Origin of the sequence: Allosphingosinicella vermicomposti, assembly GCF_003012815.1 — a bacterium.
Lineage (GTDB): Bacteria > Pseudomonadota > Alphaproteobacteria > Sphingomonadales > Sphingomonadaceae > Allosphingosinicella > Allosphingosinicella vermicomposti.
This window is the reverse complement of sequence record NZ_PXYJ01000001.1, coordinates 869,676-892,157: the sequence shown is the minus strand read 5'-3', so window position 1 is coordinate 892,157 and position 22,482 is coordinate 869,676. Positions and strand designations below refer to the sequence as shown.

Annotated in this window: 24 protein-coding genes; 14 read left to right on the top strand and 10 right to left on the bottom strand. The window is 61.4% G+C overall.

What is annotated here, in order from left to right; all coding sequences use genetic code 11:
* Nucleotides 1-166 precede the first annotated feature (166 nt).
* Nucleotides 167-1,441 carry a phosphopyruvate hydratase gene (gene eno / locus C7I56_RS04370; protein WP_106639277.1) on the bottom strand — a complete coding sequence of 425 codons (1,275 nt, stop codon included), beginning with the start codon at nucleotides 1,439-1,441 and terminating at the stop codon, nucleotides 167-169.
* 157 nt (nucleotides 1,442-1,598) lie between these two features.
* On the opposite strand from eno, the gene C7I56_RS04365 reads away from it, so the two are divergent.
* The 5 genes from C7I56_RS04365 to C7I56_RS04345 all read left to right on the top strand — a co-directional run bounded on the left by C7I56_RS04365 (nucleotide 1,599) and on the right by C7I56_RS04345 (nucleotide 3,834).
* Nucleotides 1,599-2,195: a hypothetical protein gene (locus C7I56_RS04365; RefSeq protein ID WP_106639276.1), complete on the top strand. Its 597-nt coding sequence runs from the start codon at nucleotides 1,599-1,601 to the stop codon at nucleotides 2,193-2,195.
* Between the two features lie 2 nt (nucleotides 2,196-2,197).
* Entirely contained in the window at nucleotides 2,198-2,584 is a 387-nt protein-coding gene (locus tag C7I56_RS04360) for a phage holin family protein (RefSeq protein WP_158702995.1), read from the top strand.
* The gene (locus C7I56_RS04355) at nucleotides 2,584-3,006 is read left to right on the top strand and encodes a hypothetical protein (protein ID WP_106639274.1); all 423 of its coding nucleotides are present in this window, start codon (nucleotides 2,584-2,586) and stop codon (nucleotides 3,004-3,006) included. The genes C7I56_RS04360 and C7I56_RS04355 overlap by 1 nt, the downstream gene beginning before the upstream one ends.
* Nucleotides 3,003-3,449, top strand: coding sequence for a hypothetical protein (locus C7I56_RS04350; protein WP_106639273.1), 447 nt, complete (start codon nucleotides 3,003-3,005; stop codon nucleotides 3,447-3,449). The genes C7I56_RS04355 and C7I56_RS04350 overlap by 4 nt, the downstream gene beginning before the upstream one ends.
* Before the next feature lie 154 nt (nucleotides 3,450-3,603).
* On the top strand, nucleotides 3,604-3,834 hold the full coding sequence (locus C7I56_RS04345) for a DUF4170 domain-containing protein (RefSeq protein ID WP_106639272.1): 231 nt from the start codon (nucleotides 3,604-3,606) through the stop codon (nucleotides 3,832-3,834).
* Nucleotides 3,835-3,877: 43 nt separating this feature from the next.
* Here the strand turns inward: C7I56_RS04345 and C7I56_RS04340 are convergent, their stop codons facing one another.
* Together C7I56_RS04340 and C7I56_RS04335 are read right to left on the bottom strand one after the other, a co-directional pair.
* Nucleotides 3,878-4,285 carry an ExbD/TolR family protein gene (locus tag C7I56_RS04340; RefSeq protein ID WP_106639271.1) on the bottom strand — a complete coding sequence of 136 codons (408 nt, stop codon included), beginning with the start codon at nucleotides 4,283-4,285 and terminating at the stop codon, nucleotides 3,878-3,880.
* A gap of 71 nt (nucleotides 4,286-4,356) precedes the next feature.
* A complete protein-coding gene (locus tag C7I56_RS04335; RefSeq protein ID WP_106639270.1) occupies nucleotides 4,357-4,995 on the bottom strand; it encodes a rhomboid family intramembrane serine protease in 639 nt (212 codons plus the stop codon).
* Nucleotides 4,996-5,157: 162 nt separating this feature from the next.
* Here C7I56_RS04335 and C7I56_RS04330 point away from each other — a divergent pair, with 162 nt between their 5' ends.
* Nucleotides 5,158-6,453 (top strand): L,D-transpeptidase family protein, encoded by a 1,296-nt coding sequence (locus C7I56_RS04330; RefSeq protein ID WP_158702994.1) that lies wholly within the window; start codon nucleotides 5,158-5,160, stop codon nucleotides 6,451-6,453.
* Nucleotides 6,454-6,493: 40 nt separating this feature from the next.
* Here C7I56_RS04330 and greA read toward each other — a convergent pair whose 3' ends face one another.
* From greA to carA, 5 genes are all read right to left on the bottom strand, one after another.
* On the bottom strand, nucleotides 6,494-6,973 hold the full coding sequence (gene greA, locus C7I56_RS04325; RefSeq protein ID WP_106639268.1) for a transcription elongation factor GreA: 480 nt from the start codon (nucleotides 6,971-6,973) through the stop codon (nucleotides 6,494-6,496).
* 75 nt (nucleotides 6,974-7,048) lie between these two features.
* Nucleotides 7,049-10,378: a carbamoyl-phosphate synthase large subunit gene (gene carB / locus C7I56_RS04320; protein ID WP_106639267.1), complete on the bottom strand. Its 3,330-nt coding sequence runs from the start codon at nucleotides 10,376-10,378 to the stop codon at nucleotides 7,049-7,051.
* Nucleotides 10,379-10,690: a hypothetical protein gene (locus tag C7I56_RS04315; RefSeq protein ID WP_106639266.1), complete on the bottom strand. Its 312-nt coding sequence runs from the start codon at nucleotides 10,688-10,690 to the stop codon at nucleotides 10,379-10,381.
* 3 nt (nucleotides 10,691-10,693) lie between these two features.
* Nucleotides 10,694-10,864 carry a hypothetical protein gene (locus C7I56_RS12265; RefSeq protein ID WP_158702993.1) on the bottom strand — a complete coding sequence of 57 codons (171 nt, stop codon included), beginning with the start codon at nucleotides 10,862-10,864 and terminating at the stop codon, nucleotides 10,694-10,696.
* Nucleotides 10,861-12,036, bottom strand: coding sequence for a glutamine-hydrolyzing carbamoyl-phosphate synthase small subunit (gene carA, locus C7I56_RS04310; RefSeq protein ID WP_106639265.1), 1,176 nt, complete (start codon nucleotides 12,034-12,036; stop codon nucleotides 10,861-10,863). The genes C7I56_RS12265 and carA overlap by 4 nt, the downstream gene beginning before the upstream one ends.
* Before the next feature lie 144 nt (nucleotides 12,037-12,180).
* On the opposite strand from carA, the gene C7I56_RS04305 reads away from it, so the two are divergent.
* The 6 genes from C7I56_RS04305 (at nucleotide 12,181) to C7I56_RS04280 (ending at nucleotide 18,308) form a co-directional block, all read left to right on the top strand.
* A complete protein-coding gene (locus tag C7I56_RS04305) occupies nucleotides 12,181-12,633 on the top strand; it encodes a GatB/YqeY domain-containing protein (RefSeq protein ID WP_106639264.1) in 453 nt (150 codons plus the stop codon).
* Nucleotides 12,634-12,710: 77 nt separating this feature from the next.
* Nucleotides 12,711-13,127 (top strand): GIY-YIG nuclease family protein, encoded by a 417-nt coding sequence (locus tag C7I56_RS04300; protein WP_106639263.1) that lies wholly within the window; start codon nucleotides 12,711-12,713, stop codon nucleotides 13,125-13,127.
* The gene (gene dnaG, locus C7I56_RS04295) at nucleotides 13,124-14,980 is read left to right on the top strand and encodes a DNA primase (RefSeq protein WP_106639262.1); all 1,857 of its coding nucleotides are present in this window, start codon (nucleotides 13,124-13,126) and stop codon (nucleotides 14,978-14,980) included. The genes C7I56_RS04300 and dnaG overlap by 4 nt, the downstream gene beginning before the upstream one ends.
* Before the next feature lie 24 nt (nucleotides 14,981-15,004).
* Entirely contained in the window at nucleotides 15,005-17,044 is a 2,040-nt protein-coding gene (gene rpoD / locus C7I56_RS04290) for an RNA polymerase sigma factor RpoD (RefSeq protein ID WP_106639261.1), read from the top strand.
* Between the two features lie 155 nt (nucleotides 17,045-17,199).
* Complete coding sequence (locus tag C7I56_RS04285) at nucleotides 17,200-17,799, top strand: NADPH-dependent FMN reductase (protein ID WP_106639260.1); 600 nt, start codon at nucleotides 17,200-17,202, stop codon at nucleotides 17,797-17,799.
* A 203-nt stretch (nucleotides 17,800-18,002) separates the two neighbouring features.
* Nucleotides 18,003-18,308: a PspC domain-containing protein gene (locus C7I56_RS04280; RefSeq protein ID WP_158702992.1), complete on the top strand. Its 306-nt coding sequence runs from the start codon at nucleotides 18,003-18,005 to the stop codon at nucleotides 18,306-18,308.
* A gap of 50 nt (nucleotides 18,309-18,358) precedes the next feature.
* Here C7I56_RS04280 and C7I56_RS04275 read toward each other — a convergent pair whose 3' ends face one another.
* Nucleotides 18,359-18,925 (bottom strand): hypothetical protein, encoded by a 567-nt coding sequence (locus tag C7I56_RS04275; RefSeq protein ID WP_106639258.1) that lies wholly within the window; start codon nucleotides 18,923-18,925, stop codon nucleotides 18,359-18,361.
* A 255-nt stretch (nucleotides 18,926-19,180) separates the two neighbouring features.
* Here C7I56_RS04275 and C7I56_RS04270 point away from each other — a divergent pair, with 255 nt between their 5' ends.
* Both C7I56_RS04270 and C7I56_RS04265 read left to right on the top strand, forming a co-directional pair.
* Nucleotides 19,181-19,852, top strand: a complete 672-nt coding sequence (locus C7I56_RS04270) for a DUF6975 family protein (protein ID WP_106639635.1) — start codon at nucleotides 19,181-19,183, stop codon at nucleotides 19,850-19,852.
* Between the two features lie 70 nt (nucleotides 19,853-19,922).
* The gene (locus tag C7I56_RS04265) at nucleotides 19,923-20,762 is read left to right on the top strand and encodes an AAA family ATPase (RefSeq protein ID WP_106639257.1); all 840 of its coding nucleotides are present in this window, start codon (nucleotides 19,923-19,925) and stop codon (nucleotides 20,760-20,762) included.
* 276 nt (nucleotides 20,763-21,038) lie between these two features.
* Here the strand turns inward: C7I56_RS04265 and C7I56_RS04260 are convergent, their stop codons facing one another.
* Nucleotides 21,039-22,454 (bottom strand): methyl-accepting chemotaxis protein, encoded by a 1,416-nt coding sequence (locus C7I56_RS04260; RefSeq protein WP_158702991.1) that lies wholly within the window; start codon nucleotides 22,452-22,454, stop codon nucleotides 21,039-21,041.
* Nucleotides 22,455-22,482 lie beyond the last annotated feature (28 nt).

Genomic DNA, 22,482 nt, shown 5'->3' with positions numbered 1-22,482 from the left:
GGTAGGAGACCCCGGCTTTCGCCGGGGTGACGTGTTACCCGTCCCTTGATGGGGAGGCTGGGTCGGTAATTTGCGGCGTAGAGCGCCGCTTTTTCCGGAGGCACCACCCCCACCCAACCCTCCCCCATCGAGGGGGAGGGCTTTAGATGGAGGGCGAGGGTCGGCTTTAGCGGAGGATGGAGCGGCCTGCGTAGACCGCCTGCATGCCCAGTTCTTCCTCGATGCGGATGAGCTGGTTGTACTTGGCGAGCCGGTCGGAGCGGGCGAGGCTGCCGGTTTTGATCTGGCCGCAATTCGTGGCGACGGCGAGGTCGGCGATGGTCGTGTCCTCCGTCTCGCCCGAGCGGTGGGACATGACGGCGGTGTAGCGGTTGCGCTGCGCCATGGTGACGGCCTCGAGGGTTTCGGACAGGGTGCCGATCTGGTTGACCTTGACGAGCAGCGAGTTGGCGAGGCCCTTCTTGATGCCCATGGCGAGGCGCTTGGGATTGGTGACGAAGAGATCGTCGCCGACGAGCTGGACCTTGTTGCCAATCTTGTCGGTCAAAGCCTTCCAGCCTTCAAAATCATCCTCGGCCATGCCGTCCTCGATCGAAAAGATCGGGTAGCGGGCGGCGAGATCGGCGAGATAATCGGCCATTTCGACCGGCGAGAGCGTCTTCCCCTCACCCACCATGCGATAGGCGCCGTCCCTGAAGAATTCGGTTGCGGCGCAATCGAGGGCGAGCATGACGTCGTCGCCGGGCTTGTAACCGGCCGCCTCGATCGAGGCCATGATGAAGTCCAAAGCGTCGGTGGTGTTGGCGAGGTTCGGCGCGAAACCGCCTTCGTCGCCCACCGCGGTCGAGTGGCCGGAATCGTGCAGGCGCTTCTTCAGCGTATGGAAGATTTCGGCCCCGCAGCGGACGGCTTCGGCGAAATTCTCGGCACCGACGGGCACCACCATGAATTCCTGGAAATCGATGGGATTGTCGGCATGTTCGCCGCCATTGATGATGTTCATCATCGGAACGGGAAGCAGCTGCGCCGAAACGCCGCCGACATAGCGGTAGAGCGGGAGCGCGCGGGCTTCCGCCGCAGCCTTGGCGACCGCGAGGCTAACGCCTAGGATCGCATTAGCGCCGAGGCGGGATTTGTTCTCCGTACCGTCCAGCTCGATGAGGGCGGCGTCGATCTCCGTCTGCTCCTCGGCCTCCATGCCGACGATCGCTTCGAAGATTTCTCCCGTAACGGCTTCGACCGCCTGGGTGACGCCTTTGCCGAGATAGACGGCCTTGTCGCCATCGCGCTTTTCGACCGCTTCGTGCGCGCCGGTGGAGGCGCCCGAGGGCACTGCGGCACGGCCCATGCTGCCGTCTTCCAGCATCACTTCGACCTCAACGGTGGGGTTGCCCCGGCTGTCGAGGATCTGGCGGGCGTGAACGTCGAGAATGGCGGTCATTGTTACGGCCTCGTTATGAGCTATATTGGAGATGTTGGGTGGCCTTATCGGCGCGCGCCCGGCGGCGCAACTTTCGCGTCCGGCAGCGGAACGAAGGCGAAGCCGCGGGTGTTCTTCGTGGACAGGATTTAACTCAATTTTACTGGAGGTAATAGTTATGCCCGCCCGCAACCCGGACGAACTTCCCGAAGGCACCGACCACATCGTCAATGGCGCGATGGAAACCAATGGCGGTAGCACAGGCACTGAAACGGGCGGCCGCAATGGCGGCTTTGTCGCGAGCGCAGATACCAACGACACGGGCGGCACGGCAAGCAGCGGCGGCATCAGGGGCCAGATCCGCTCCGGCGCCCAATCGCTGAAGAGCCAGGCGACCGACAAGGCGCGCAATTATGCCGTGGACGGCAAGGCAAAGGCGTCCGACAAACTGGACGATCTTTCCCGCATCGTGGAGGACGCGGCCCGCTCGATCGACGAGCGGCTGGGCGCGGAATATGGCGATTATGCGCGCAAGGCGTCGCGTTACGTTTCCGATTTCTCCGCCAGCATTCGTGACAAGGATGTCGACGAACTGGTGGACGATGCCCGCGTCATCATCCGCAAGAGCCCGGCCGCCGCGCTCGGCGTTGCCGCAGTCGTCGGCTTTACGTTGGTGCGGCTGGTGAAGGCCGGTCTCGACGAAGCGATCACGACCGGCAATTCCACAAGCAGCGAAAGCGGCAATCCGGGCCGCGGCAAGCGCAAGGGAGACTGACATTGGCGAGCGCGGGGCAACGGCCTGACGACGGCATCGGCGATCTCGTTTCGCGCCTGATCGAGGATGGAAAATCCTATGCGCGGGCCGAGGTCAACCTTGCCAAGGCCATTGCCCAGCATCGCGCGGGCAAGGCGAAAAGCGGCGCCGTTCTTCTCTGCGCTGGGATCGCCTTGCTCCTCGCGGGCTTTATCGGGCTGATCGTCGGGATCGTGATGGGACTCGCGCCTCTTATCGGGCCCGTCTTGGCGGGCGTTGCCGTTTTGGTTGTCACGGGACTGATCGGCTTCCTTCTGATCCGCGCGGGCGCGCGTAAGCTCGCCGTGATCGGATCGGGGAGCGATGAGGAGCGCGAGGCCCTTGGCGATGGATTGAGGGAGGCGGCGTAATGAGCGGCGCTACCACTGACCGGATCCGGGCCGCGCGGGCGGAAGCCGAACGGGCGAAAAAGCAGCTCGCTTCGACCTTCGTCGCGGCCAAGGAGGCGATGAAGCCGCAGACGATTGCCAGCAATGCGTGGGACAATGTGAAGGATCTTGGCGGCGGCATCGCCACCGAGGTTGTCGACACGGTTCGCGGTCAGCCGGTGACGGCTTCGGCCGTCGGCGCGGCGTTGACTGTTGCCATCGCACGGCGCCCTTTACGCTGGCTATCGCAGAAGCTGTCCAAGTCGCCGGATGAAGCCCCGCTCGTTTCCGCCCCTTATGCAACCGACGTCCAGCAAACGACGTTCATCAATCCAGAGCAAAATGCGCCCGAGGCCCTGCCCGCTTCCGAACGGCGCCAGTATAGTGAAGGAATGACCGCATGACGAAAACCAGCATCCGCGACGACGAAACCATCACAACCGAACATTCGGAAACGAAGGGCCGCTTCAGCTCCGCAGCGGACAACGCCCGCAACCGGGCGAGCGATGCCTATCGCGCCGCCCGCGAACGCACGGGATCAGCCTACAGCAGCGCGCGTAGCCGGGCGAGCAGCGCGACGCAGCGCACGAGCGACGCGATCTCCGCAAATCCCGTGGCGGCCGTGGTCGGCGGCCTCGCCATTGGCGCGGTTGTCGCCGCCCTCCTCCCCAAGACACAGCGTGAAGTGCAGGCGCTGGGCGCCACCGGCGCGCGGCTGACCGACAAGGCGCGTGAGGCCGCGAAGAGCGCCACCGATGCTGGCCGCGAAAAGCTCGACGAACTGGGCTATGCGGTGGTGAAGGAAAAGATCGGCGCTTTCGTTGGCGGAAAAGCCAGCGAAGCCTGACGCTTTGTTTCTTCGAACCAAAAAAGGGCGCCGCGCGATCGGCGCCCTTTTTCTTTGCCCGCGAACGTTGCACGGCCACCCAAGTCTTGCCTCCGGAAGCGTTCCTGCTTAGGCGAGCGGCAATCCAATATCGGCAAATGATCGGGGTAGACGCATGAGCAAGCTGCATCTGGTATTCGGTGGACGCGTCCGCGATCCTCAGGGACTGGACTTTGTCGACCTGCCCTCTTTGCACCTCGTCGGCCTTTTCTCCGACTATGACAGCGCGGTCGATGCCTGGCGATCCAACGCTCAGCGCACCGTCGACGATGCCGAAATGAAATATGTGGTGGTGCCGCTCCACAAGTTGCTCAACCCTGCAACGGGTGAAGCCACGGAGGCTTGACTAGCCGCCGATCTGCTTTGAGGCATAGCGGACATTTGATTAGTTAAATTTCAAAGCCTCGCTGGTCAGGCACATTGGACCATTCTGGGCCTTCCCCGCAGGCCAGATGCTCAGCGCATTGCAACTCGCGCGTCATCAACAAGCGAATCCTCACGACCTCCGCGCAAGGCGCTTCGGCGGTCGGTCGAAACAAGGTGAGAGGTTGTGGATTCATCGTTCCACTGATGCGAAGGTACTCGGCTAAAGCCTGCCAACTAACCGCCTGTCCATTCCAATGCGGAACGGCATCGATGTTCAACTGGATCGTATTCACCGCGCGATGAGCGGTTTGCATACTGTTCGGATCTTCTAGCCAGGCAGCATCGGGCCCTACACAGCTATTGTCGCCCTCGGAGCAAGCTCCGGTCGTGAGGATACCAACCAGGGTGAAGAGGCGAGCAGTCGCGTTCATGCCTAAGTGTTGCGCAAAGCCGCTACGAGCGCAATGTCCGCATACGCCCCTAGCAGCATCTAGGCTGCCTCCTACGCCTTGCGGTAGCGGAACAGCAGCAGTGGCTTGGCCAGGAGCAGTCCGGCGACGAAACCGCCGATATGGGCGGCGATGGCGATGCGGTCTCCTGTTGTTTCGAAGGTGATGGCGGTGAGCAATTGCAGGCCGATCCACGCCGCGCCCAGCCACAATGCGTTCAGCCATAGGGCGAGGGTCGGATTTGCGACCTTTACCCGGTTGCGGCCGAACAGCATCGCATAAGCGCCAAGGATCGCGGAAATCGCGCCGCTCGCGCCGATCATCGGCACCATTCCGCCCGACTCCGCAGCATATTGGGCGGCGGCGGCGGCATAAGCGCCCGCGACATAGAGGATTGCGATGCTGGACCGGCCGAGGATGGGTTCCACCGATCGCCCGCAGAAAACCAGGATCAGCATGTTGAAGGCGAGATGGATGAGCCCGCCATGGACCAATGTCGCGGTGAGTGGGGTTAGCCACACCGGGGCCATGCCGCCTTCGTCGCCATAAGTGAGGCGCGCGGGGATGAAGCCGCCCCAGACCGCGATGAAGTCCCCCGCCCGCAGCGTCGAGGCGAGTATCCAGCACAAAGCCGTCACGGCGGCGATCGCCATGGTCACCCGCGCATTGCGCCAATCCTGCGGTGGGCGCATCAGTTCTTGCCCAGCAGGACGTGAATGCGGGTCGCGGCGATGGCTGGCTTGCCCATGGTTTCTCCCAACATGGCGGAACAAGCCCCGTCCTTACGCGATCATGTGGTGACGGCAAGGCCGCATCGGGCTTCGCGGTTCGGCCTGAGTTCAGTTGGGGGTGTTATGACGTTGACCATGTTCCACTGCGCGCTTGCCCTTGCTCTCTCCCTCATCGCCACGCCGGCTGCCGCGCGCGATATCCGTCCGATCGAACCGGTTGAGATTCCGCCGAGCGTTCAGCAGGGCATCGACATGATCTATATCGATCCGGAAATCGCGCCTGCGATGCGGGAGCGGGATGGATTGTTGAAGGATCTGGGACTGAAGGAAGTTCCCGGCGCGCCGGTCGATCTCTTCCTGCCCGTTCACCCCCTCTACACCGAATTGCGGCGCGGCCTCATGCGTTACCGGATGGATTGGGCAGGCCTGCCGCAGGTGGAGATTGACGAAGGGCCGACGCTTAAGCTTGGCATGACGGGGGACCGCGTGGCTTTGCTTCGCGAGCGGCTGGGTCTTCCCGCCGGGGACAGATTCGACGCCGCGCTGGGGGCTGCGGTGCGCAAATATCAGGGCGTACATGGGTTGAAGGCGGACGGGGTCGCCGGTGCGGGCACGATCGCGTCGCTGAACAAGGGCGCCGAATATTATGAGCGGCTGCTGCTCATCAATCTGGAGCGTGCCCGCGTGCTGCCGCGCGCCAGCGAACGCGACCGCTATATCCTTGTCGATGCGGGCGAGGCGCGCCTCTACCTCTATGAAGACGGCAAGGTGCGGGACAGCATGAAGGTGATCGTCGGCAGCGCCGAGACGCCGACGCCGATGATGGCGGCCCTGATGCGCTTCGCCAGCGTCAACCCTTATTGGAACGTGCCGCCCGATCTGGTCCAGACATTGATCGCTCCGAAGGTGGTGGCGAATGGCCTCCCCTACCTTGAAGAGCGCGAATATGAGATTTTGTCCGATTGGACCGAAGCGGCCGAAATAGTCGATCCCGCCTCGATCGATTGGGCCACGATCGCGAAGGATGGCACGACCATGCGGTTCCGGCGGCGTCCGGGCCCTTGGAATTCCATGGGGCGCGTCAAATTCATGATGCCCAACGATTATGGCATCTACCTTCACGACACGCCGGACAAGTCACTATTCAACGCGGAAAATCGCTGGATCAGCAACGGTTGCGTGCGAGTGGAGGATGCCGAAAGGCTCGCCACCTGGCTATTCGGCCATATGCCGCAGGGGGGCGATCCGAAGGTTGAGCATAATGTCGACCTCGACCGGCCGGTGCCTGTCTACATCACCTATATGACGGCCGGCGTGTCAGGCGACGGCGTGACGTTCCGAAAGGATCCTTACGACCGCGACCCCGCACTGATCGCGCGCCTTTTCGACGAAACGGAGACGGTGATCGCGTCGAATTGAGGTCGGTTTGCCCCGGCCTTCGCCGGGGAAGGCCGCGAGATCAGATGAACTCGATCTTCTCGATCTCGTAATATTTGTCGCCTGACGGCGCGGAGAATTCGACTTCATCGCCGACATTGCGGCTGATGAGCGCACGGCCCAAGGGCGATGAATAGCTGATGCGGCCGACCTTCGCGTCCGCCTCGGTCTCGCCGACGATCTGATATTTGATCGGCTTGTCATTTTCGTCGAGCAGATGAACGGTCGCGCCGAATACAACCTTGTCGCCCGACAAGGTCGTCGGATCGATGACCATCGCGCGGCTCAGGCGGTCTTCGATGTCGGCGATCTGCGCCTCGATCTGGCCCTGACGTTCCTTCGCCGCATGATATTCGGCATTTTCGGACAGGTCACCATGGGCCCGCGCTTCCTCGATCGCGTCGATGACGGCGGGACGCTCGACCATTTTCAGGTGGCGCACCTCGGTCTGGAGCTTTTCATACCCCTCCGCCAGCATCGGCATCTTGTCGACCGTCGCCATGGTAAGCCTTTCGTTCAAATAACAATGAGCGGCTGCTTGTACAGCCGCCTGTTCACAAAGAAAATGTGCGGAAAATTACGCGTCGAAGGCGGAATAATAATCCTGCAAGGACCGAACTTCAAGGCTGCGGCCTTTTGAAGTGGCAATAGCCTGCACAACAGCGGCGCTGGACGCCGCTGTCGTGAAATAGGGCACTTTTGCCATAAGGGCCGATGCCCGGATCGATTGGCTGTCCTTGTGGCTCTGCCAGCCTTCGGTCGTGTTGAAAATGAGGTCGATGCCGCCGTCCTTGATCTTGTCGACGATATGCGGGCGGCCTTGGGCGACCTTGTTGACGCGTTCGACGTTCAGGCCCTGACCGATAAGATAATCGGCGGTGCCTGCGGTCGCGACGGCCTTGAAACCAAGGTCGAGGAGCGTGCGGACGGGCTCCAGGATCAGGGTCTTGTCGCTATCCTTTACCGACACGAACAGGGTGCCGCTTTCCGGAAGCACGACGCCGCCGCCAAGCTGAGATTTGAGAAATGCCGTCGCAAAATCCTTGTCGATTCCCATGACTTCGCCGGTTGACTTCATTTCCGGTGAGAGGACCGGATCGACGCCCGGGAAGCGCGCGAAGGGGAAAACGGCTTCCTTCACCGCGATATGATCGATCGAGCGGGACAGCGGCAGGAACTTCGCCAGCGGCTCGCCCGCCATGACCCGCGCCGCGATCTTGGCGACCGGGGTGCCGATCGCCTTGGCGACGAAGGGCACGGTGCGGCTGGCGCGGGGATTGACCTCGATCAGATAGACTTCGCCGTCCTTCACCGCGAACTGGACGTTCATCAGGCCCTTAACGCCGAGCGCGAGGGCGAGCGCCTTCGCCTGACGCTCGATCTCGTCCACGATGGACTGATCGAGGCTATAGGGCGGCAGCGAGCAGGCGCTGTCGCCGCTGTGGACGCCCGCTTCCTCGATATGCTGCATGACGCCCGCAATGGCGACTTCACTGCCGTCGCTGATCGCGTCCACGTCGACCTCGATCGCGTCGCGGAGATATTGATCGATGAGGACCGGGCTGTCGCCAGACACCTGAACGGCGGTGACGATATAATCCTCAAGCTGGGCCGGGCCGTCGACGATCTCCATCGCGCGGCCGCCAAGGACGTAGGATGGACGGGTTAGGACCGGGTAACCAATCCGCTCGGCCACGGCCAAAGCCTCTTCGCGGCTGCGGGCGATACCGTTGCGCGGCTGCTTGAGGCCAAGACGGGTGACGAGATCGGCGAAACGTTCGCGGTCCTCGGCAAGGTCGATCGCGTCGGGCGAGGTGCCGAGAATCGGAATACCGGCTTTTTCCAGCGCGGCGGCGAGCTTTAGCGGCGTCTGGCCGCCAAACTGGACAATGACGCCGTGGAGTGTGCCCCTGGACTGCTCGACATGGAGGATTTCGAGAACGTCCTCGGCGGTCAGCGGCTCGAAATAGAGGCGGTCCGACGTGTCGTAATCCGTCGACACCGTCTCCGGATTGCAATTGATCATGATGGTTTCATAGCCCGCATCATCGAGTGCGAAGCAGGCGTGGCAGCAGCAATAATCGAACTCGATCCCCTGCCCGATCCGGTTCGGGCCACCGCCGAGAATAACGACCTTCTTCGCGTCAGTGGGCTGGCTTTCGTCCTCCGGCTCGCCGAAGGTCGGCGCTTCGTAAGTCGAATACATATAGGGCGTTTTCGCCTCGAACTCGGCGGCACAGGTATCGATGCGCTTGAAGACTGGGCGGACGCCGAGCTTGTGGCGAAGCGCGCGGACCTCGTCCTCGCTGGTCGCGCCAGTCATCGCCTTCACCGTGTCGTGGATGAGGCCGTGGCCCTTCACCATGATTTTGCCGCCAACCACGTTCGCCGCCTTGATGGCGAGATCGGCGAGGCGCTTGTCGGAGAAGCCCATGGCCTTGAGGCGCCGCAGCCCTTCCGCGTCGCGCGGCAGGCCGTTCGTGCACACTTCTTCCTCCGCGTCGACGATTTCCTTGATCCGCTCGAGGAACCAGGGATCATATTTGGCGATGGCGTGGACCTCGTCCACCGTGAAACCTTCGCGCAGCGCCTGGGCGGCGACGAGCAGCCGGTCGGGTGACGGCGTCGCGAGCGCCGCCTCGATCTCCTCACGCGGGGCGCCGTAGAGGGCCTTGACGCCATCAAAGCCGGTGAGGCCGGTTTCGAGGCCGCGCAGGGCCTTCTGCAGGCTTTCGTGGATATTGCGGCCGATCGCCATCACTTCGCCCACCGATTTCATCGCGGTGGACAGCAGGGCTTCAGAGCCCTTGAACTTTTCGAAGGCGAAACGCGGGATCTTGGTCACGACATAATCGATGGTCGGCTCAAAGCTCGCGGGTGTCGCGCCGGTAATGTCGTTGTCGATCTCGTCCAATGTGTAGCCCACCGCCAGTTTCGCCGCGACCTTGGCGATCGGGAAGCCCGTGGCCTTGGACGCGAGCGCGGAGGAGCGGCTGACGCGCGGGTTCATTTCGATGACGACGAGGCGCCCGTCCTCCGGATTCACTGCGAACTGGACGTTGGAACCGCCTGTTTCCACGCCGATTTCACGCAGCACCGCGATGCTCGCGTTGCGCATGATCTGATATTCCTTGTCGGTCAGCGTCAGCGCGGGCGCGACGGTGATCGAGTCACCGGTATGGATGCCCATGGGGTCGATATTCTCGATCGAGCAGATGATGATGGCATTATCCGCGCGGTCGCGGACGACCTCCATCTCATATTCCTTCCAGCCGAGAACGGATTCCTCGATCAGAACCTCGGTCGTCGGGCTGGCGTCGAGGCCGCCGGCGACGATGGCGACGAATTCGTCCTTGTTATACGCAATGCCGCCGCCGGTGCCGCCGAGCGTGAAGGACGGGCGGATGATGGCGGGCAGGCCCACGACGTCCAGCGCCTTCATCGCATCGTCGAGGCTGTGCGCGATCTGGCTGCGCGGGCTTTCGAGCCCGATCTTGTCCATCGCATCGCGGAATTTCAGGCGATCTTCCGCCTTGTCGATCGCCTCGGCATCGGCGCCGATCATCTTCACGCCATATTTGTCGAGCGTGCCGTCGCGGAAGAGCGCGAGCGCGGTGTTCAATGCCGTCTGCCCGCCCATCGTCGGGAGCACCGCATCGGGCCGTTCCTTCTCGATGATCTTTGCCACCAATTCAGGCGTGATCGGTTCGACATAGGTCGCGTCCGCAAGCTCCGGATCGGTCATGATCGTCGCCGGGTTCGAATTGACGAGGATGATGCGATAACCTTCCTCGCGCAACGCCTTTGCGGCCTGCGTCCCCGAATAATCGAACTCAGCCGCCTGCCCGATGACGATCGGCCCCGCGCCGATGATGAGGATGGAGGAGATGTCGGTGCGCTTTGGCATTTATTGTCCACTCTGCTTTGCGGGCGCTTCGTTACCGACGAAGCCCATTTTCAAACCCAAGTCGGTCCCTTTCACCTTCCGAAGGAGGCAATCGACACTCTCATAACTGGCGTCGATCGGCGGTTTAATGTGTAATTCATCGGTTCCGATCAACTTCAGAGATCCCTGCGGAAGGCCGCAAGTTGTCGTGATCTCCACAAGTCGCGCTTCCTTTTCAGCCCGTATTTCCTCAGCGGTGAGGGGCGAATTGGTGCAGCCACCGCACGCTAAACCCAATAAAAGCGTCAGGGTGATATTGGTGCGCGTGAGCAAGTGCTATTCCCAGATGAGCAGATTATATAGGAGAGCGGCGAAAGCGATGGCGAGCGCTACCCAGGTCGAGGTCATGTCAAAACGCGGCCGCCAGTTGCGCTTGCGGGGAACAGCCGGAATAGCGTTGATCTCCGCCTGCATTTTCTGGCGTGCGGGATTGCGCTTGGAGGTCATGCGCCCCCTTCCCCAATTTGCGAAACGAACTTCTTGAACAGATAGATGCTGTCTTGCGGCCCCGGGCTCGCTTCCGGGTGATATTGCACCGAGAAAGCCGGGCGATCCGTCAGTTCCAGGCCCGCGAGGCTCCCGTCGAACAGCGAGATATGCGTCGCGCGCGCATTTTCCGGCAACGTTTCGGTTTCCACCGCGAAGCCGTGGTTCATGCTGGTGATTTCGACGCGGCCATCCTCCAGACGCTTGACCGGATGATTGGCGCCGCGGTGGCCTTGGTGCATCTTCGTGGTCTTGGCGCCGACCGCGAGGCCGAGGAGTTGATGACCAAGGCAGATGCCGAAGAGCGGCTTCTTCGTTTCGAGCAGCTGCCGGATCACCGGCACCGCATATTCGCCGGTCGCGGCGGGATCGCCCGGGCCGTTCGACAGGAAAATGCCGTCGGGCTTGTGCGCCATCACTTCTTCATAAGTTGCGGTGGCGGGCAGCACGGTGACGCGCGCGCCGGCATTTGCGAGATTCCGGAAGATGTTGCGCTTGGAGCCGTAATCGATGGCGACGACGTGGGGCAGGCTTTCATCGTCCACGCCGGGCGCATAGCCCTCTCCCCGCGCCCAAAGGCCGCCCGACCAGCGGTACATCTGGCGGCAGGAAACTTCTTTGGCGAGATCCATGCCTTCGAGGCCGGGCCAGGTGCGCGCCTTTTCCTTCAGGGCATCGATATCGAATGCGCCCTTGGCATCGTGCGCGATGACGCCGTTCGGAGCGCCTTTCTCGCGGATCAGGCGGGTCAGCGCCCGCGTGTCGACGCCGGACAGGCCGATGCGGCCGTTCGCCTTCAACCACTGGTCGAAATCCTGCACGGCGCGGAAGTTCGACGAATGGGTCACATCCTCGCGGACGATACAGCCCAATGCGAAGGGATTGTCCGCCTCGACATCCTCATAATTGGCGCCGACATTCCCGATGTGGGGGAAGGTGAAGGTGACGATCTGCGCCGCATAGGACGGATCGGTCATGATCTCCTGATAGCCGGTCATCGCGGTGTTGAAGCACACCTCGCCCACCGCATCGCCCTCGGCGCCGAAACCCCGGCCCCAGATGATTGTCCCGTCCGCTAACACCAATACGCCCGTGGCTCCATGTGGCGCAGGCGTGTGCTTGGTGTCGGCCATGGGGCGGGCACTCCTAGTAAAAGGTTTCTGGCGATGTCGCTAAGGCTCGTCCGCTAGAGACAGGGGGGCGCAGCGTCAATCTATTAAACAGGATTTATGCGGGCTATCGTGCGTCCTTTCCGCTGAAAGCAAGAACGAGAGATCATGATTCGCGACGACCTCAAAGCCGCGCTCGTCACCGCCATGAAGGGCGGAGACAAGGAACGGACGGCCACCATCCGCCTCATCCAGTCGGCGATCAAGAACCGCGACATCGAACTGCGCACCGCCGCCAACGCGCCGGATGACGACGTTTTGGTTACAGAAGTGCTGCAAAAGATGATCAAGCAGCGCCGCGAATCGATCACCATGTACGAGCAAGGCGGTCGCCAGGAACTGGCCGACCAGGAAAAAGCCGAGGTCGCGATCATCGAGGGCTTCCTGCCTGCACAGATGAGCGAAGATGAGGCCAATGCGGCGATCGACGCGATCATCGCGGAAGTGGGTGCGGGCTCGGTCAAGGACATGGGCAAGGTAATGGCGGTGCTGAAGGAACGCCATGCTGCGAGCATCGACATGAGCAAGGCGAGCGGGCTGGTGAAGGGGCGGCTTTCTTAAATGCGGCATGGCGGCTTCGTTCGTCCCGAGCCCTTCGACAGGGCTCAGGACAGGCGAAGTCGAGGGGCGCTGGCACGATGACCGTGCAATTCTGGGTCTATCTGCTCAGATGCTGGGACGGGTCGTTCTATACGGGCCACACGGACAATCTTGAGAAGCGCTTGGCCGAGCATGGGGAAGGCTTGGCCGCCGATTGGACGCGGAGGCTACCAGTCGAACTGGTCTGGTGCGACATCGCACCTAGTCGGGAAGAGGCGCTCGCATTCGAGCGGCGGGTGAAGAATTGGTCGCGAGCCAAGAAGGAAGCATTGGTGACAGGGGATTGGGAGAAAGTCGGCCATTTTGCACGACCGCCTCACGAGCGCCCCTCGACTTCGCTCGGGACGAACGAGAGTGGAGCGTTGCGCGAGGATAACAGCCCAACCGAACACCTGAGCTCGTTCGTCCCGAGCGAAGTCGAGGGGCGCACTTCCGATGTCGGGGGGTCGTCTTGAGCCTTTCCCCCCAATTTCTGGACGAACTGCGCGGCCGCACCCTCATCTCCTCGGTCATTGGGAAGCAGGTGAAACTCACCCGCGCAGGCCGCGAGTGGAAGGCCTGCTGTCCGTTTCACAAGGAAAAAACCCCGTCCTTTACGGTGAATGACGAGAAGGGCTTCTACCATTGCTTCGGCTGCGGCGCGCATGGCGACGCGATCCGTTTCCTCACCGATGCGCAGGGACTTCCCTTCATGGATGCGGTGAAGGAGCTGGCCGACAAAGCGGGCTTGGAAGTGCCTGCCGCCGATCCACGGGCGCGGGAGAAGGCCGACAAGGCGGCAGGGCTTTACGACGTCATGACGGCGGCTTCGCGCTGGCTTGAAGAGCAACTGGCGGGCCTGGAAGGCGCGGCGGCGCGGGATTATCTGAAGCGGCGCGGCATCACGGACGTGACGCGTGCGCGCTTCAATTTCGGGTTCGCGCCGGACTCGCGGACGAAGCTCAAGACGGCGCTCAAGGAATTCGGAGTCGAGAAGCTGGTCGAGTGCGGCCTGCTGATCCAGCCTGAAGAGAGCGGCAAGGAACCTTACGACCGTTTCCGGGGGCGCCTGATGATCCCGATCCGCGATCAGCGCGGGCGGGTCATCGCCTTTGGCGGCCGCATCCTTGGCGATGGCGAGCCCAAATATCTCAATTCCCCCGAAACGCCTCTCTTCGACAAGGGGCGGACGCTCTACAATCTCGACCGCGCCTCGCCCGCCAGCCGCGATGCCAAACGGGTGGTGGTCGTCGAAGGCTATATGGACGTGATCGCCCTTGATCAGACAGGAATCGGCGAAGGCGTGGCCCCGCTCGGCACAGCGCTCACCGAAGGGCAATTGGAGCGGTTGTGGCGGCTCGCCGCCACTCCCCTCCTCTGCTTCGATGGCGATGCAGCGGGGCAGAAAGCGGCTGTGCGCGCGGCGCTCCGGGCATTGCCGCACGTCGGGCCGGGGCGGTCGCTTGGTTTCGTCACGTTGCCCACAGGTCAGGATCCCGACGATCTTCTCCGCGCCAAAGGGCGTAGCGCCTTGGAAGACCTGCTCGGCGCACCCGAAAGCCTCGTCGATCGTCTCTGGCGACATGAGAGCGCCGCCGAGCCGCTCGATACGCCGGAACAGAAGGCTGGTTTGAAGCGCCGCCTGCTCGATCATGTCGCGACCATCGCCGACCCGGATGTGCGCGATCAGTATCGCAGCGCGCTCATGGACCGTTTCTATGCCCTTACCCGGCCGCCACGCCGGGAATGGACGCCGAACCGGCCTGTGGGGCGCAGTGTTTTCCAGGGGCGTTATGCCCCTCCTCGCCCCGCCTCGCAGCAGGCGAAGGCGGTGAGCGCGACGGGATTGGCGCCGCACGAGAGCCGCGCGATTCTCGCAGGCTTGATGCGTTTTCCGGCTATTCTGTCGTCTCATGCCGAGACGATTGCCGCCCTCCCCTTCCCGTCTGGCCAACCGTTGCGGCTGCGCGATGTGCTGATCGATTGCGCGCTGTCGCACGGCGAACTTGATCCCGACCGCCTAAATACCATATTGGCGGACAAAGGCGTTGCTGCTGTCGTGGAGCAATTGCGCCTGACACAAGGATTGGGCTTTTCCTTTACACGTCGTGACGCCGACCCGGAACGCGCCTGCCGCGAGCTGGTTTTGGTGATCGAGACGTTGGCGGCGCGCCCTGCCCTCGATGCTGCTTTGGCAGCGGCGACGGCGCGGCTGGAAGAGGATGGCGATGAAGCGGCGTTTATGGAGCAGCAACGGCTTCGAACGGCGCGGGACGAGGTAAATGGGCGGCTTGCGGCGTTGATGGAAAACGCGGCGGGCGATGCCTGATTTAAATTTGGAATAGGCGTGCGAATGGCGAAGACGAACACGGTCGAAGCGGACAAGAACGAAAATGGCGATGCTCCGCTCATCGACCTCAATGAGGCGTCGATCAAGAAGCTGATCGCCCGCGCCAAAAAGCGCGGCGTCATCACTTATGACGAACTCAACGACGCCCTGCCGCAGGATCAGATGTCGTCCGAGCAGATCGAGGATATCATGTCCGCGCTCAACGACATGGGCGTGAATATCGTCGAGAATGACGATAGTGACGAAGAAGGTGAAGAAGCCGATAGCGGTCCCGAGGAAGTCGGCGAGGAAAGCAACGAGGGCGAAGGCGAAGGCGAACGCTTCGTCATCGAAAAGAAGAAGGAGACGGTCGATCGCACCGACGATCCCGTCCGCATGTACCTTCGCGAGATGGGGGCGGTGGAGCTGCTCAGCCGCGAGGGCGAGATCGCGATCGCCAAGCGTATCGAGGCCGGCCGCGACACAATGATCTGGGGGCTTTGCGAAAGCCCGATCACCTTCAATGCCATCATCGAATGGTCGACCGCGCTTAACGAAGGCACGATGCAGCTGCGCGAGATTCTGGATCTCGACGCGATGCTGTCCAAGGGTCCGACCGCCGAGCAGGTTGCCAACGAAGAATCGGGCGAAGGCGAGGACGAAATCTCCGAAAAGACTGCGGGCCCCTCCTTCAAGGAGGAAGAGGAGCCTGAGGAAGAAGCTTCGACTGACGAGGATGAGGATGGTCTGACCGAGCGCCGTGCGCCGCGCCCGGCCGAAGAGGATGAGGAGGACAATGCCCTCTCCCTCGCCGCGATGGAGGAATTGCTCAAGCCGCAGGCGCTGGAGAAGTTCGCCAGCATTACCGCGCTCTTCAAGAAATTCTCGAAGCTCCAGACCGCGCGCATGGAAGCCATGGGCAACGGCCAGGAATTCCCGAAGTCCGACGAGAACAAGTATCAGAAGCTTTCCGAAGAACTGACCGCCGAAGTCGAAAGCGTTCAGTTCCACCAGCAGAAGATCGAATATCTCGTCGATCAGCTCTACAGCTACAACCGGCGCCTGACCACGCTTGGCGGCCAGATGCTGCGCCTGGCCGAGCGCCACAAGGTGCCGCGCAAAGCCTTCCTCGACAATTATATGGGCCATGAGCTTGACGAGAATTGGACGGAACGCGTCTGCAATCTCGACAAGAAGTGGACGGCTTTCTGCACCGAGGAACGTGACGGCATCGAGCGCATTCGCAGCGAGATCAGCGAGATCGCGCAAGCCACCGGCATGAGCCTTGGCGAATTCCGCCGCATCGTGAACCAGGTTCAGAAGGCCGAGCGCGAAGCGCGGATCGCGAAGAAGGAAATGGTGGAGGCGAACCTTCGCCTCGTCATCTCCATCGCGAAGAAATATACGAACCGCGGCCTTCAGTTCCTGGACTTGATTCAGGAAGGCAATATCGGCCTTATGAAGGCGGTCGATAAGTTCGAGTATCGTCGCGGCTACAAGTTCAGCACCTATGCGACCTGGTGGATCCGGCAGGCGATCACCCGCTCGATCGCTGATCAGGCCCGTACGATCCGTATTCCGGTCCATATGATCGAGACGATCAACAAGCTGGTCCGCACTGGCCGCCAGTTCCTCCACGAATTCGGCCGCGAAGCGACGCCGGAAGATCTTGCCGAACGCCTGTCCATGCCGCTCGAGAAGGTCCGCAAGGTGATGAAGATCGCCAAGGAGCCGATCTCCCTCGAAACGCCGATCGGCGACGAGGAAGATAGCCACTTGGGCGATTTCATCGAGGACAAGAATGCGGTGATCCCGGTCGACGCCGCGATCCAGGCGAATCTTAAGGAAACCGTCACTCGTGTGCTGGCGTCCCTTACGCCGCGTGAAGAGCGCGTGCTCCGCATGCGTTTCGGCATCGGCATGAACACGGATCACACGCTTGAGGAAGTCGGCCAACAGTTCAGCGTGACCCGCGAACGTATTCGCCAGATTGAAGCGAAGGCTTTGCGGAAGCTGAAGCATCCGAGCCGGAGCCGGAAAATGCGGTCGTTCCTCGACCAATAACCCGGCTCGTCATTGCGAAAAGCGTAACGACGAAGCAATCCAGAGGCTCGATCCTCGCATGGATTGCTTCGCTACGCTCGCAATGACGTAGGCACTGCCGCAACCTTCTGCCCTTACAGCCATTTCTCACCTGCGCCCGCAGCAGGAGACCAGCTATGGCCAGGCACAAGATCGCGATCGTCGTCGGCAGCCTTCGCAAAGACAGTATCAATCTGAAGGTCGCACGCTCGATTTGTGCCTTTGCATCGGACAAGCTTGATTGCGACATTGTGGGGATCGGCGATCTGCCGCTCTACAATCAGGATTTTGATACGGACTCCCCTCCGCCTTATGCCCGCTTCCGGGAAGAAATTGCGGCGGCGGAGGGTATTCTTTTCTGCACACCTGAATATAATCGCGGAATCCCAGGGGCTCTCAAAAACGCGATCGACGTCGGCTCGCGCCCTTATGGCCAGAGCGTGTGGGACAAAAAACCCGCCGCGATCATCACCGCATCGCCCGGCGCAATCGGCGGGTTCGGTGCCAATCATCAGCTTCGCCAGGTGTGCGTGTTCTTGAATATGCCAGTGATGCAGCAGCCTGAAGCCTATCTCGGCCGGGTATCCGACGACAGCTTCGATGCCGACGGATGCATCAAGGAAGGTGCCCTGAAAGGACTGATCCTCTCCCTCACCACCGCCTTTTCCGACTGGGTCGATTTGATTATTCGCTCGCGGCAGCTCCTTGCCGAGGATGCCGCGCACGCCAAGGCGTAGAGAGATTAAAAAATCTGAGCGCTATCGGCGACAAGGTCCAGCGTCATCGTAGGAAAAATTCCCAACACTTAGTAGCGAATTTTCCTACATCGGTATCGACGCGTTACGCAATTCTCGATTAATCAGCGGAAAACCACCATTTTCATGATCTGGCACGGCTCCTGCTGAACAGCATGCAAACACGCTGTTCAAAGGAGCCGATAATGAACATTGCCAAACAGAACCTTTTCACCCGCGACGACACCTTCCTTGGTATCTGTCAGGGATTGGGAGAAGACCTTGGGGTGAGCCCGGATATTTTCCGTGTGGCCATGATCCCGGCACTGTTTTTCTTTCCCGTTCAAACGCTGCTCGCTTATTTTGGAGCGGGCGTCGTCGTCCTCCTGTCACGGTTGATTTTCCCGGCCACGCCGCGGGTCCGTAAAGCCGATCATCGTCGCGATGATGCTCAACAAGAGCCCGCCGGAGCGCATAGGCTTGAGCACGCACCGGAGCGCCTTGCGGCCTGACCGGTTATGCCCTGGCGGGATGATCGCATCCCGCCAGGCGGCGAGCGCGCTCAGTCCCTCGTTTTCAACGAGAAATCGAGTTCGAAGTCGCGTGGGTCGCGGCTCATGACGAAATCCATAGGTTCGGCCCAAGCCTCAACAGAATAGTCGATTTCAGCAAGTCCGCGAATGAAAGCCTTTTGGCCATCGAAGGACAAATGCACAATTCCGGTCTTGCCCCTGCTATTATCGATCTTGACGATCAGACCGCCGGCAGGATCCGCTTCAATCCTGCCCTCGGCGCGCTGTTCCAGCTCGTGTTCGTCTGTCAGCTTGTACAAGAAAGAGGCCCGCTGCTCTTGATAGTCGATCGAAAGTCTCAAAAACTTGATGGTCTTTGCCTCATGGACGAGACCTCCGGACTTTTCCTGCCGGGGGCCAGGGACAGTTTTGGGATCACGGTCGAAAAAGTAACAACCCGTGACCGGCTTTCCGGCCTTCAGAACCTCGACCGGCGCACAAATGCCTTCCAGGTAGCTTTCGACATTGCGGATAACCGGTTTGGCAGCAGGCGCTGCCACGGCCGGAGCGATCACTGCGGTCGCAAGGCCGCAAGCTGCAAGATAACGTATCACCATTTTTCCCCTCCCCAGAGATGGACGTGCATGAAGCGGCGCGCCTTGTGCACTGTCAATCCTGAACGGCGGCTGTTCTGTCTTTGAAAGGTTGGCCCCTTACGCACAATTCATTCCGGCCATTGAATAAAAGCATATCGCGCAAATCGCTGAGAAACTTGAAAAAGCCGGCAGTCCCTTTGCGGGACACACCGTAAACCCGGCGTTTACTCAATGTCATTAAGGCGTGGCACGCGGGGGCGCAAAATGGAGACACGGATGGGACTGGCGCAAGTTGATCATGTGGACGGCTCCCGAGGCGCCAGCCTGCTGTTCGCACATGTGATGGAGCGTGGAAGCGCAGCGCATCCCTATGTGCGGAGTGCAGCTTTATCCGGCGGGCCCGATGCGGGAACGAACCTGACCGACGCCGTTCATTTTCTCTGCACGCTTCACGCCCGCTATCCGAGCATCATCGAGCATGCGGCGGAACGGAGCGTCGATCCGGTAGCGACAGCATGGTTTTCGGCAGCATCGCGGGCTTTTACCGCCGAGCGGTCGTTGCTCGCCAAGCTGGTCGTGACCGTCGGGGCCCTGCCCGCAACGCCCGGCGCCGGCGCAAGCGATGCAATGGCCATCGGACAACAGCGGGCGATGACCATGCTCGCCCAATCCGAACGGCGCGGGTGCGGACTTGGCGCGGCGCTGGCGCTGGCGCTCGACTGGTTCCACATCCGCCATGTGCTCGATCTCGCCGCATTACATTTTGGCATCGCGCCGCCGCCCAACCGCTTCACGGACGAAAATGCCATTGCCGAGGTTGCCACCGCGACTTCGGCAAGCCCCGCTGTGGAGCGCGCCATGCTGTTCGGCGCCGAGCAGATTGTATTGCAGCATCACGGCCTGTGGGGCGTCCTCGAAGCCCGGCAGATGGCCCGCGCCGCGCTTTAACCTTCTGCTGCGCGGTTGCGCAGGCGATTGCCCTCCCCTATCCCGCCTTACGTTTGCACGAGAGGGATAGATGCGCTTCGAGGGCACCAGCGATTATGTCGCGACCGAGGATTTGAAAGTTGCGGTTAACGCGGCCGTCGCCTTGCGCCGCCCTCTCTTGGTCAAGGGCGAGCCTGGTACGGGCAAGACGGTGCTGGCCCACGAGATCGCCCGGGCGACCGGCGCGCCACTCATCGAATGGCATGTGAAGTCGACGACCAAGGCGCATCAGGGCCTTTACGAATATGATGCGGTTGGGCGGCTGCGCGATGGCCAACTCGGCGATCCGCGCGTCCACGACATTGCCAATTACATCCGCAAGGGGAAGTTGTGGGAGGCCTTTACCTCCGACACGCTTCCCGTCCTGTTGATCGACGAAGTCGACAAAGCCGATATCGAATTTCCGAACGACCTGCTCCAGGAACTCGATCGCATGGAATTCCATGTTTACGAGACCGGCGAGACGGTGAAGGCGAAGGAACGGCCAATCGTCGTCATCACATCGAACAATGAAAAGGAGCTGCCGGACGCCTTCCTGCGACGCTGCTTCTTCCACTATATCAAATTTCCCGACCGCGAGACGATGCGGGCGATCATCGACGTACACTTTCCCGGCATCCAGCAAATGCTGGTCGCGAAAGCCATGGATATCTTTTACGAGGTCCGCGATGTCCCGGGCCTGAAGAAGAAGCCGTCGACGAGCGAGCTGATCGACTGGTTGAAGCTGCTATTACATGAAGACATGCCGCTCGACGTGCTTCAATCGCGCGATCCGGCCAAGGCTATCCCGCCTCTCCACGGCGCTCTCCTCAAGAACGAGGCGGACATCATGCTGTTCGAGAGGCTGGCCTTTCTGTCGCGGCGATCATAGGCGGCTAGGGTCCGTACTCAGTTAGGGAGTGGGTTGGGATCGTCTGGAGAGCGCTTTTGGGCAGGAGAGAGCCGAAGGGCGGGCCTCGACGGCCCGATCGAGGCGCTCGACGCATCCAAAAGCGATCTCCAGACGACCGCGAAGCGGCGGGCCGTCCTTTGCCGCCTGGCAGCGTCGCTCGTCGGTCACGATGCATCAAGCATCGCTCCCTCCTCGCTCCTCGCCAGACAACAAATGCCAACCCGTCACAACCCGCTCCCTGATTGAGTACGGACCCTAAGCCTCGCCGAGTCCCTCATCGCGATAGGCAAGCTCGAAATTGCCCCAACGCCGTCCCTTGATACGAAGCGGGACGAAGACGTTCTTCACCGCGATATAATTGCCCTCGCTGAATTGAACGCTGTAGGCCGCGAGCATGGCGGGAGCTTCGCTCGCCACCGCCCGGCTCGTCGCGTCGTCCATCATTATCCGGCGATTGCGGCAATATTCCTGGTTCCATTCGATATCCATGCGCTGGGGCTGTGAGCGTTCCGTGCGGTGGGTGGGCAGATAGCCGTTCACATCGCCGATGATCGGACCAACATAACGTGAATCCAAATCCTTGATCTGATCGAGCATCGGCCGGATGTAGCGATCAGCAAAGGCGCTGAAACGGGTTTCGAACTGTTCCGGGTTGGTGCCGGCCATGGGGCGATAATCCCTGTCGAACACGTCCTCCAAAGTGATTTCGCCGCGGTCGATACCGTCTTCGATCACTGTGGCGATCTCCGCGCAATAAACCTGCGCAAGCTCGATAAAGGCGGTGTCATCAATCCGCACGCCGCAACTGGCGAGCTTGTCGAGCATCAAACTGGACAATTGCTCGAGCTTCGCGATGCGGTCTTGAGCCTGGATAAGCTGACCACCATTGGCGCGCGCATCGGTCGCGAACGTCGCCAGGCCGCCCTTTACACGGTCGAAGCTTCGCTGGATGGCGCTGGTCGACTGCGCGATGCCGTCTGTCTGGTGATCGACCATGGCGACGAGGTCGGCGACGTCCCGGATCGTTTCGTTGATTGTGACGAAACCGCCCTGGGCGATACGGCTGCGGTCGACGCCGGTCTTGATCTCCGAGGTCACAAGCGTCGCCTCGCGGGTCAGGGAAGCGATGGTCGAGCCGATTTCGCTCGTCGCGGCGCGCGTGTCGTGGGCGAGCTTCTTCACTTCGGCGGCGACGACGGCGAAGGAGCGGCCCGCCTCCCCTGCCCGTGCCGCTTCGATCGTTGCGTTGAGGGCCAGCATGTTCGTCTTGTTGGCAATCGCCTCAATGCTCGACGAGACGTTCTGCACCTGCTCCATCGCGGCAGCGAAACCCGCCATACGGTCGCCAAGCTGGACGACGAGGTCGGCAAGGCCGCTGAAAATGCCGATCGTGTCGGCAATGGCCGCGCGGCCATTTTCGAGTTTTTCGCGGGCGCGTTCGGATAGGAGCTTCGCTTCATCCGTGGATTCCGACACGCGCGCCTGATCGAGGAGCAGACGTTTCGTAATCTCTTCCAATTTATCGAGCGTTTGAAGGTTTTCGGCGATGCGGCCGGACACGACAGACACATAGCCCGACACATCACTGCATTCGATTGCCAGCGACCCGCAACTGCGCGCGACGTCGTTGATTGCGCTGCTATCCAACTGCTCCACGGCGGAAGTTGCCACGGCACACCCCTTTTTCAATCTCAACTGG

Coding starts and splice junctions, on each gene's coding strand:
- eno (WP_106639277.1), bottom strand. CDS start 1,441: ATGACCGCCATTCTCGACGTTCACGCCCGCCAGATCCTCGACAGCCGG.
- C7I56_RS04365 (WP_106639276.1), top strand. CDS start 1,599: ATGCCCGCCCGCAACCCGGACGAACTTCCCGAAGGCACCGACCACATC.
- C7I56_RS04355 (WP_106639274.1), top strand. CDS start 2,584: ATGAGCGGCGCTACCACTGACCGGATCCGGGCCGCGCGGGCGGAAGCC.
- C7I56_RS04350 (WP_106639273.1), top strand. CDS start 3,003: ATGACGAAAACCAGCATCCGCGACGACGAAACCATCACAACCGAACAT.
- C7I56_RS04345 (WP_106639272.1), top strand. CDS start 3,604: ATGAGCAAGCTGCATCTGGTATTCGGTGGACGCGTCCGCGATCCTCAG.
- C7I56_RS04340 (WP_106639271.1), bottom strand. CDS start 4,285: ATGAACGCGACTGCTCGCCTCTTCACCCTGGTTGGTATCCTCACGACC.
- C7I56_RS04335 (WP_106639270.1), bottom strand. CDS start 4,995: ATGCGCCCACCGCAGGATTGGCGCAATGCGCGGGTGACCATGGCGATC.
- C7I56_RS04330 (WP_158702994.1), top strand. CDS start 5,158: ATGACGTTGACCATGTTCCACTGCGCGCTTGCCCTTGCTCTCTCCCTC.
- greA (WP_106639268.1), bottom strand. CDS start 6,973: ATGGCGACGGTCGACAAGATGCCGATGCTGGCGGAGGGGTATGAAAAG.
- carB (WP_106639267.1), bottom strand. CDS start 10,378: ATGCCAAAGCGCACCGACATCTCCTCCATCCTCATCATCGGCGCGGGG.
- C7I56_RS12265 (WP_158702993.1), bottom strand. CDS start 10,864: ATGACCTCCAAGCGCAATCCCGCACGCCAGAAAATGCAGGCGGAGATC.
- carA (WP_106639265.1), bottom strand. CDS start 12,036: ATGGCCGACACCAAGCACACGCCTGCGCCACATGGAGCCACGGGCGTA.
- C7I56_RS04305 (WP_106639264.1), top strand. CDS start 12,181: ATGATTCGCGACGACCTCAAAGCCGCGCTCGTCACCGCCATGAAGGGC.
- C7I56_RS04300 (WP_106639263.1), top strand. CDS start 12,711: ATGACCGTGCAATTCTGGGTCTATCTGCTCAGATGCTGGGACGGGTCG.
- rpoD (WP_106639261.1), top strand. CDS start 15,005: ATGGCGAAGACGAACACGGTCGAAGCGGACAAGAACGAAAATGGCGAT.
- C7I56_RS04285 (WP_106639260.1), top strand. CDS start 17,200: ATGGCCAGGCACAAGATCGCGATCGTCGTCGGCAGCCTTCGCAAAGAC.
- C7I56_RS04280 (WP_158702992.1), top strand. CDS start 18,003: ATGAACATTGCCAAACAGAACCTTTTCACCCGCGACGACACCTTCCTT.
- C7I56_RS04275 (WP_106639258.1), bottom strand. CDS start 18,925: ATGGTGATACGTTATCTTGCAGCTTGCGGCCTTGCGACCGCAGTGATC.
- C7I56_RS04270 (WP_106639635.1), top strand. CDS start 19,181: ATGGGACTGGCGCAAGTTGATCATGTGGACGGCTCCCGAGGCGCCAGC.
- C7I56_RS04265 (WP_106639257.1), top strand. CDS start 19,923: ATGCGCTTCGAGGGCACCAGCGATTATGTCGCGACCGAGGATTTGAAA.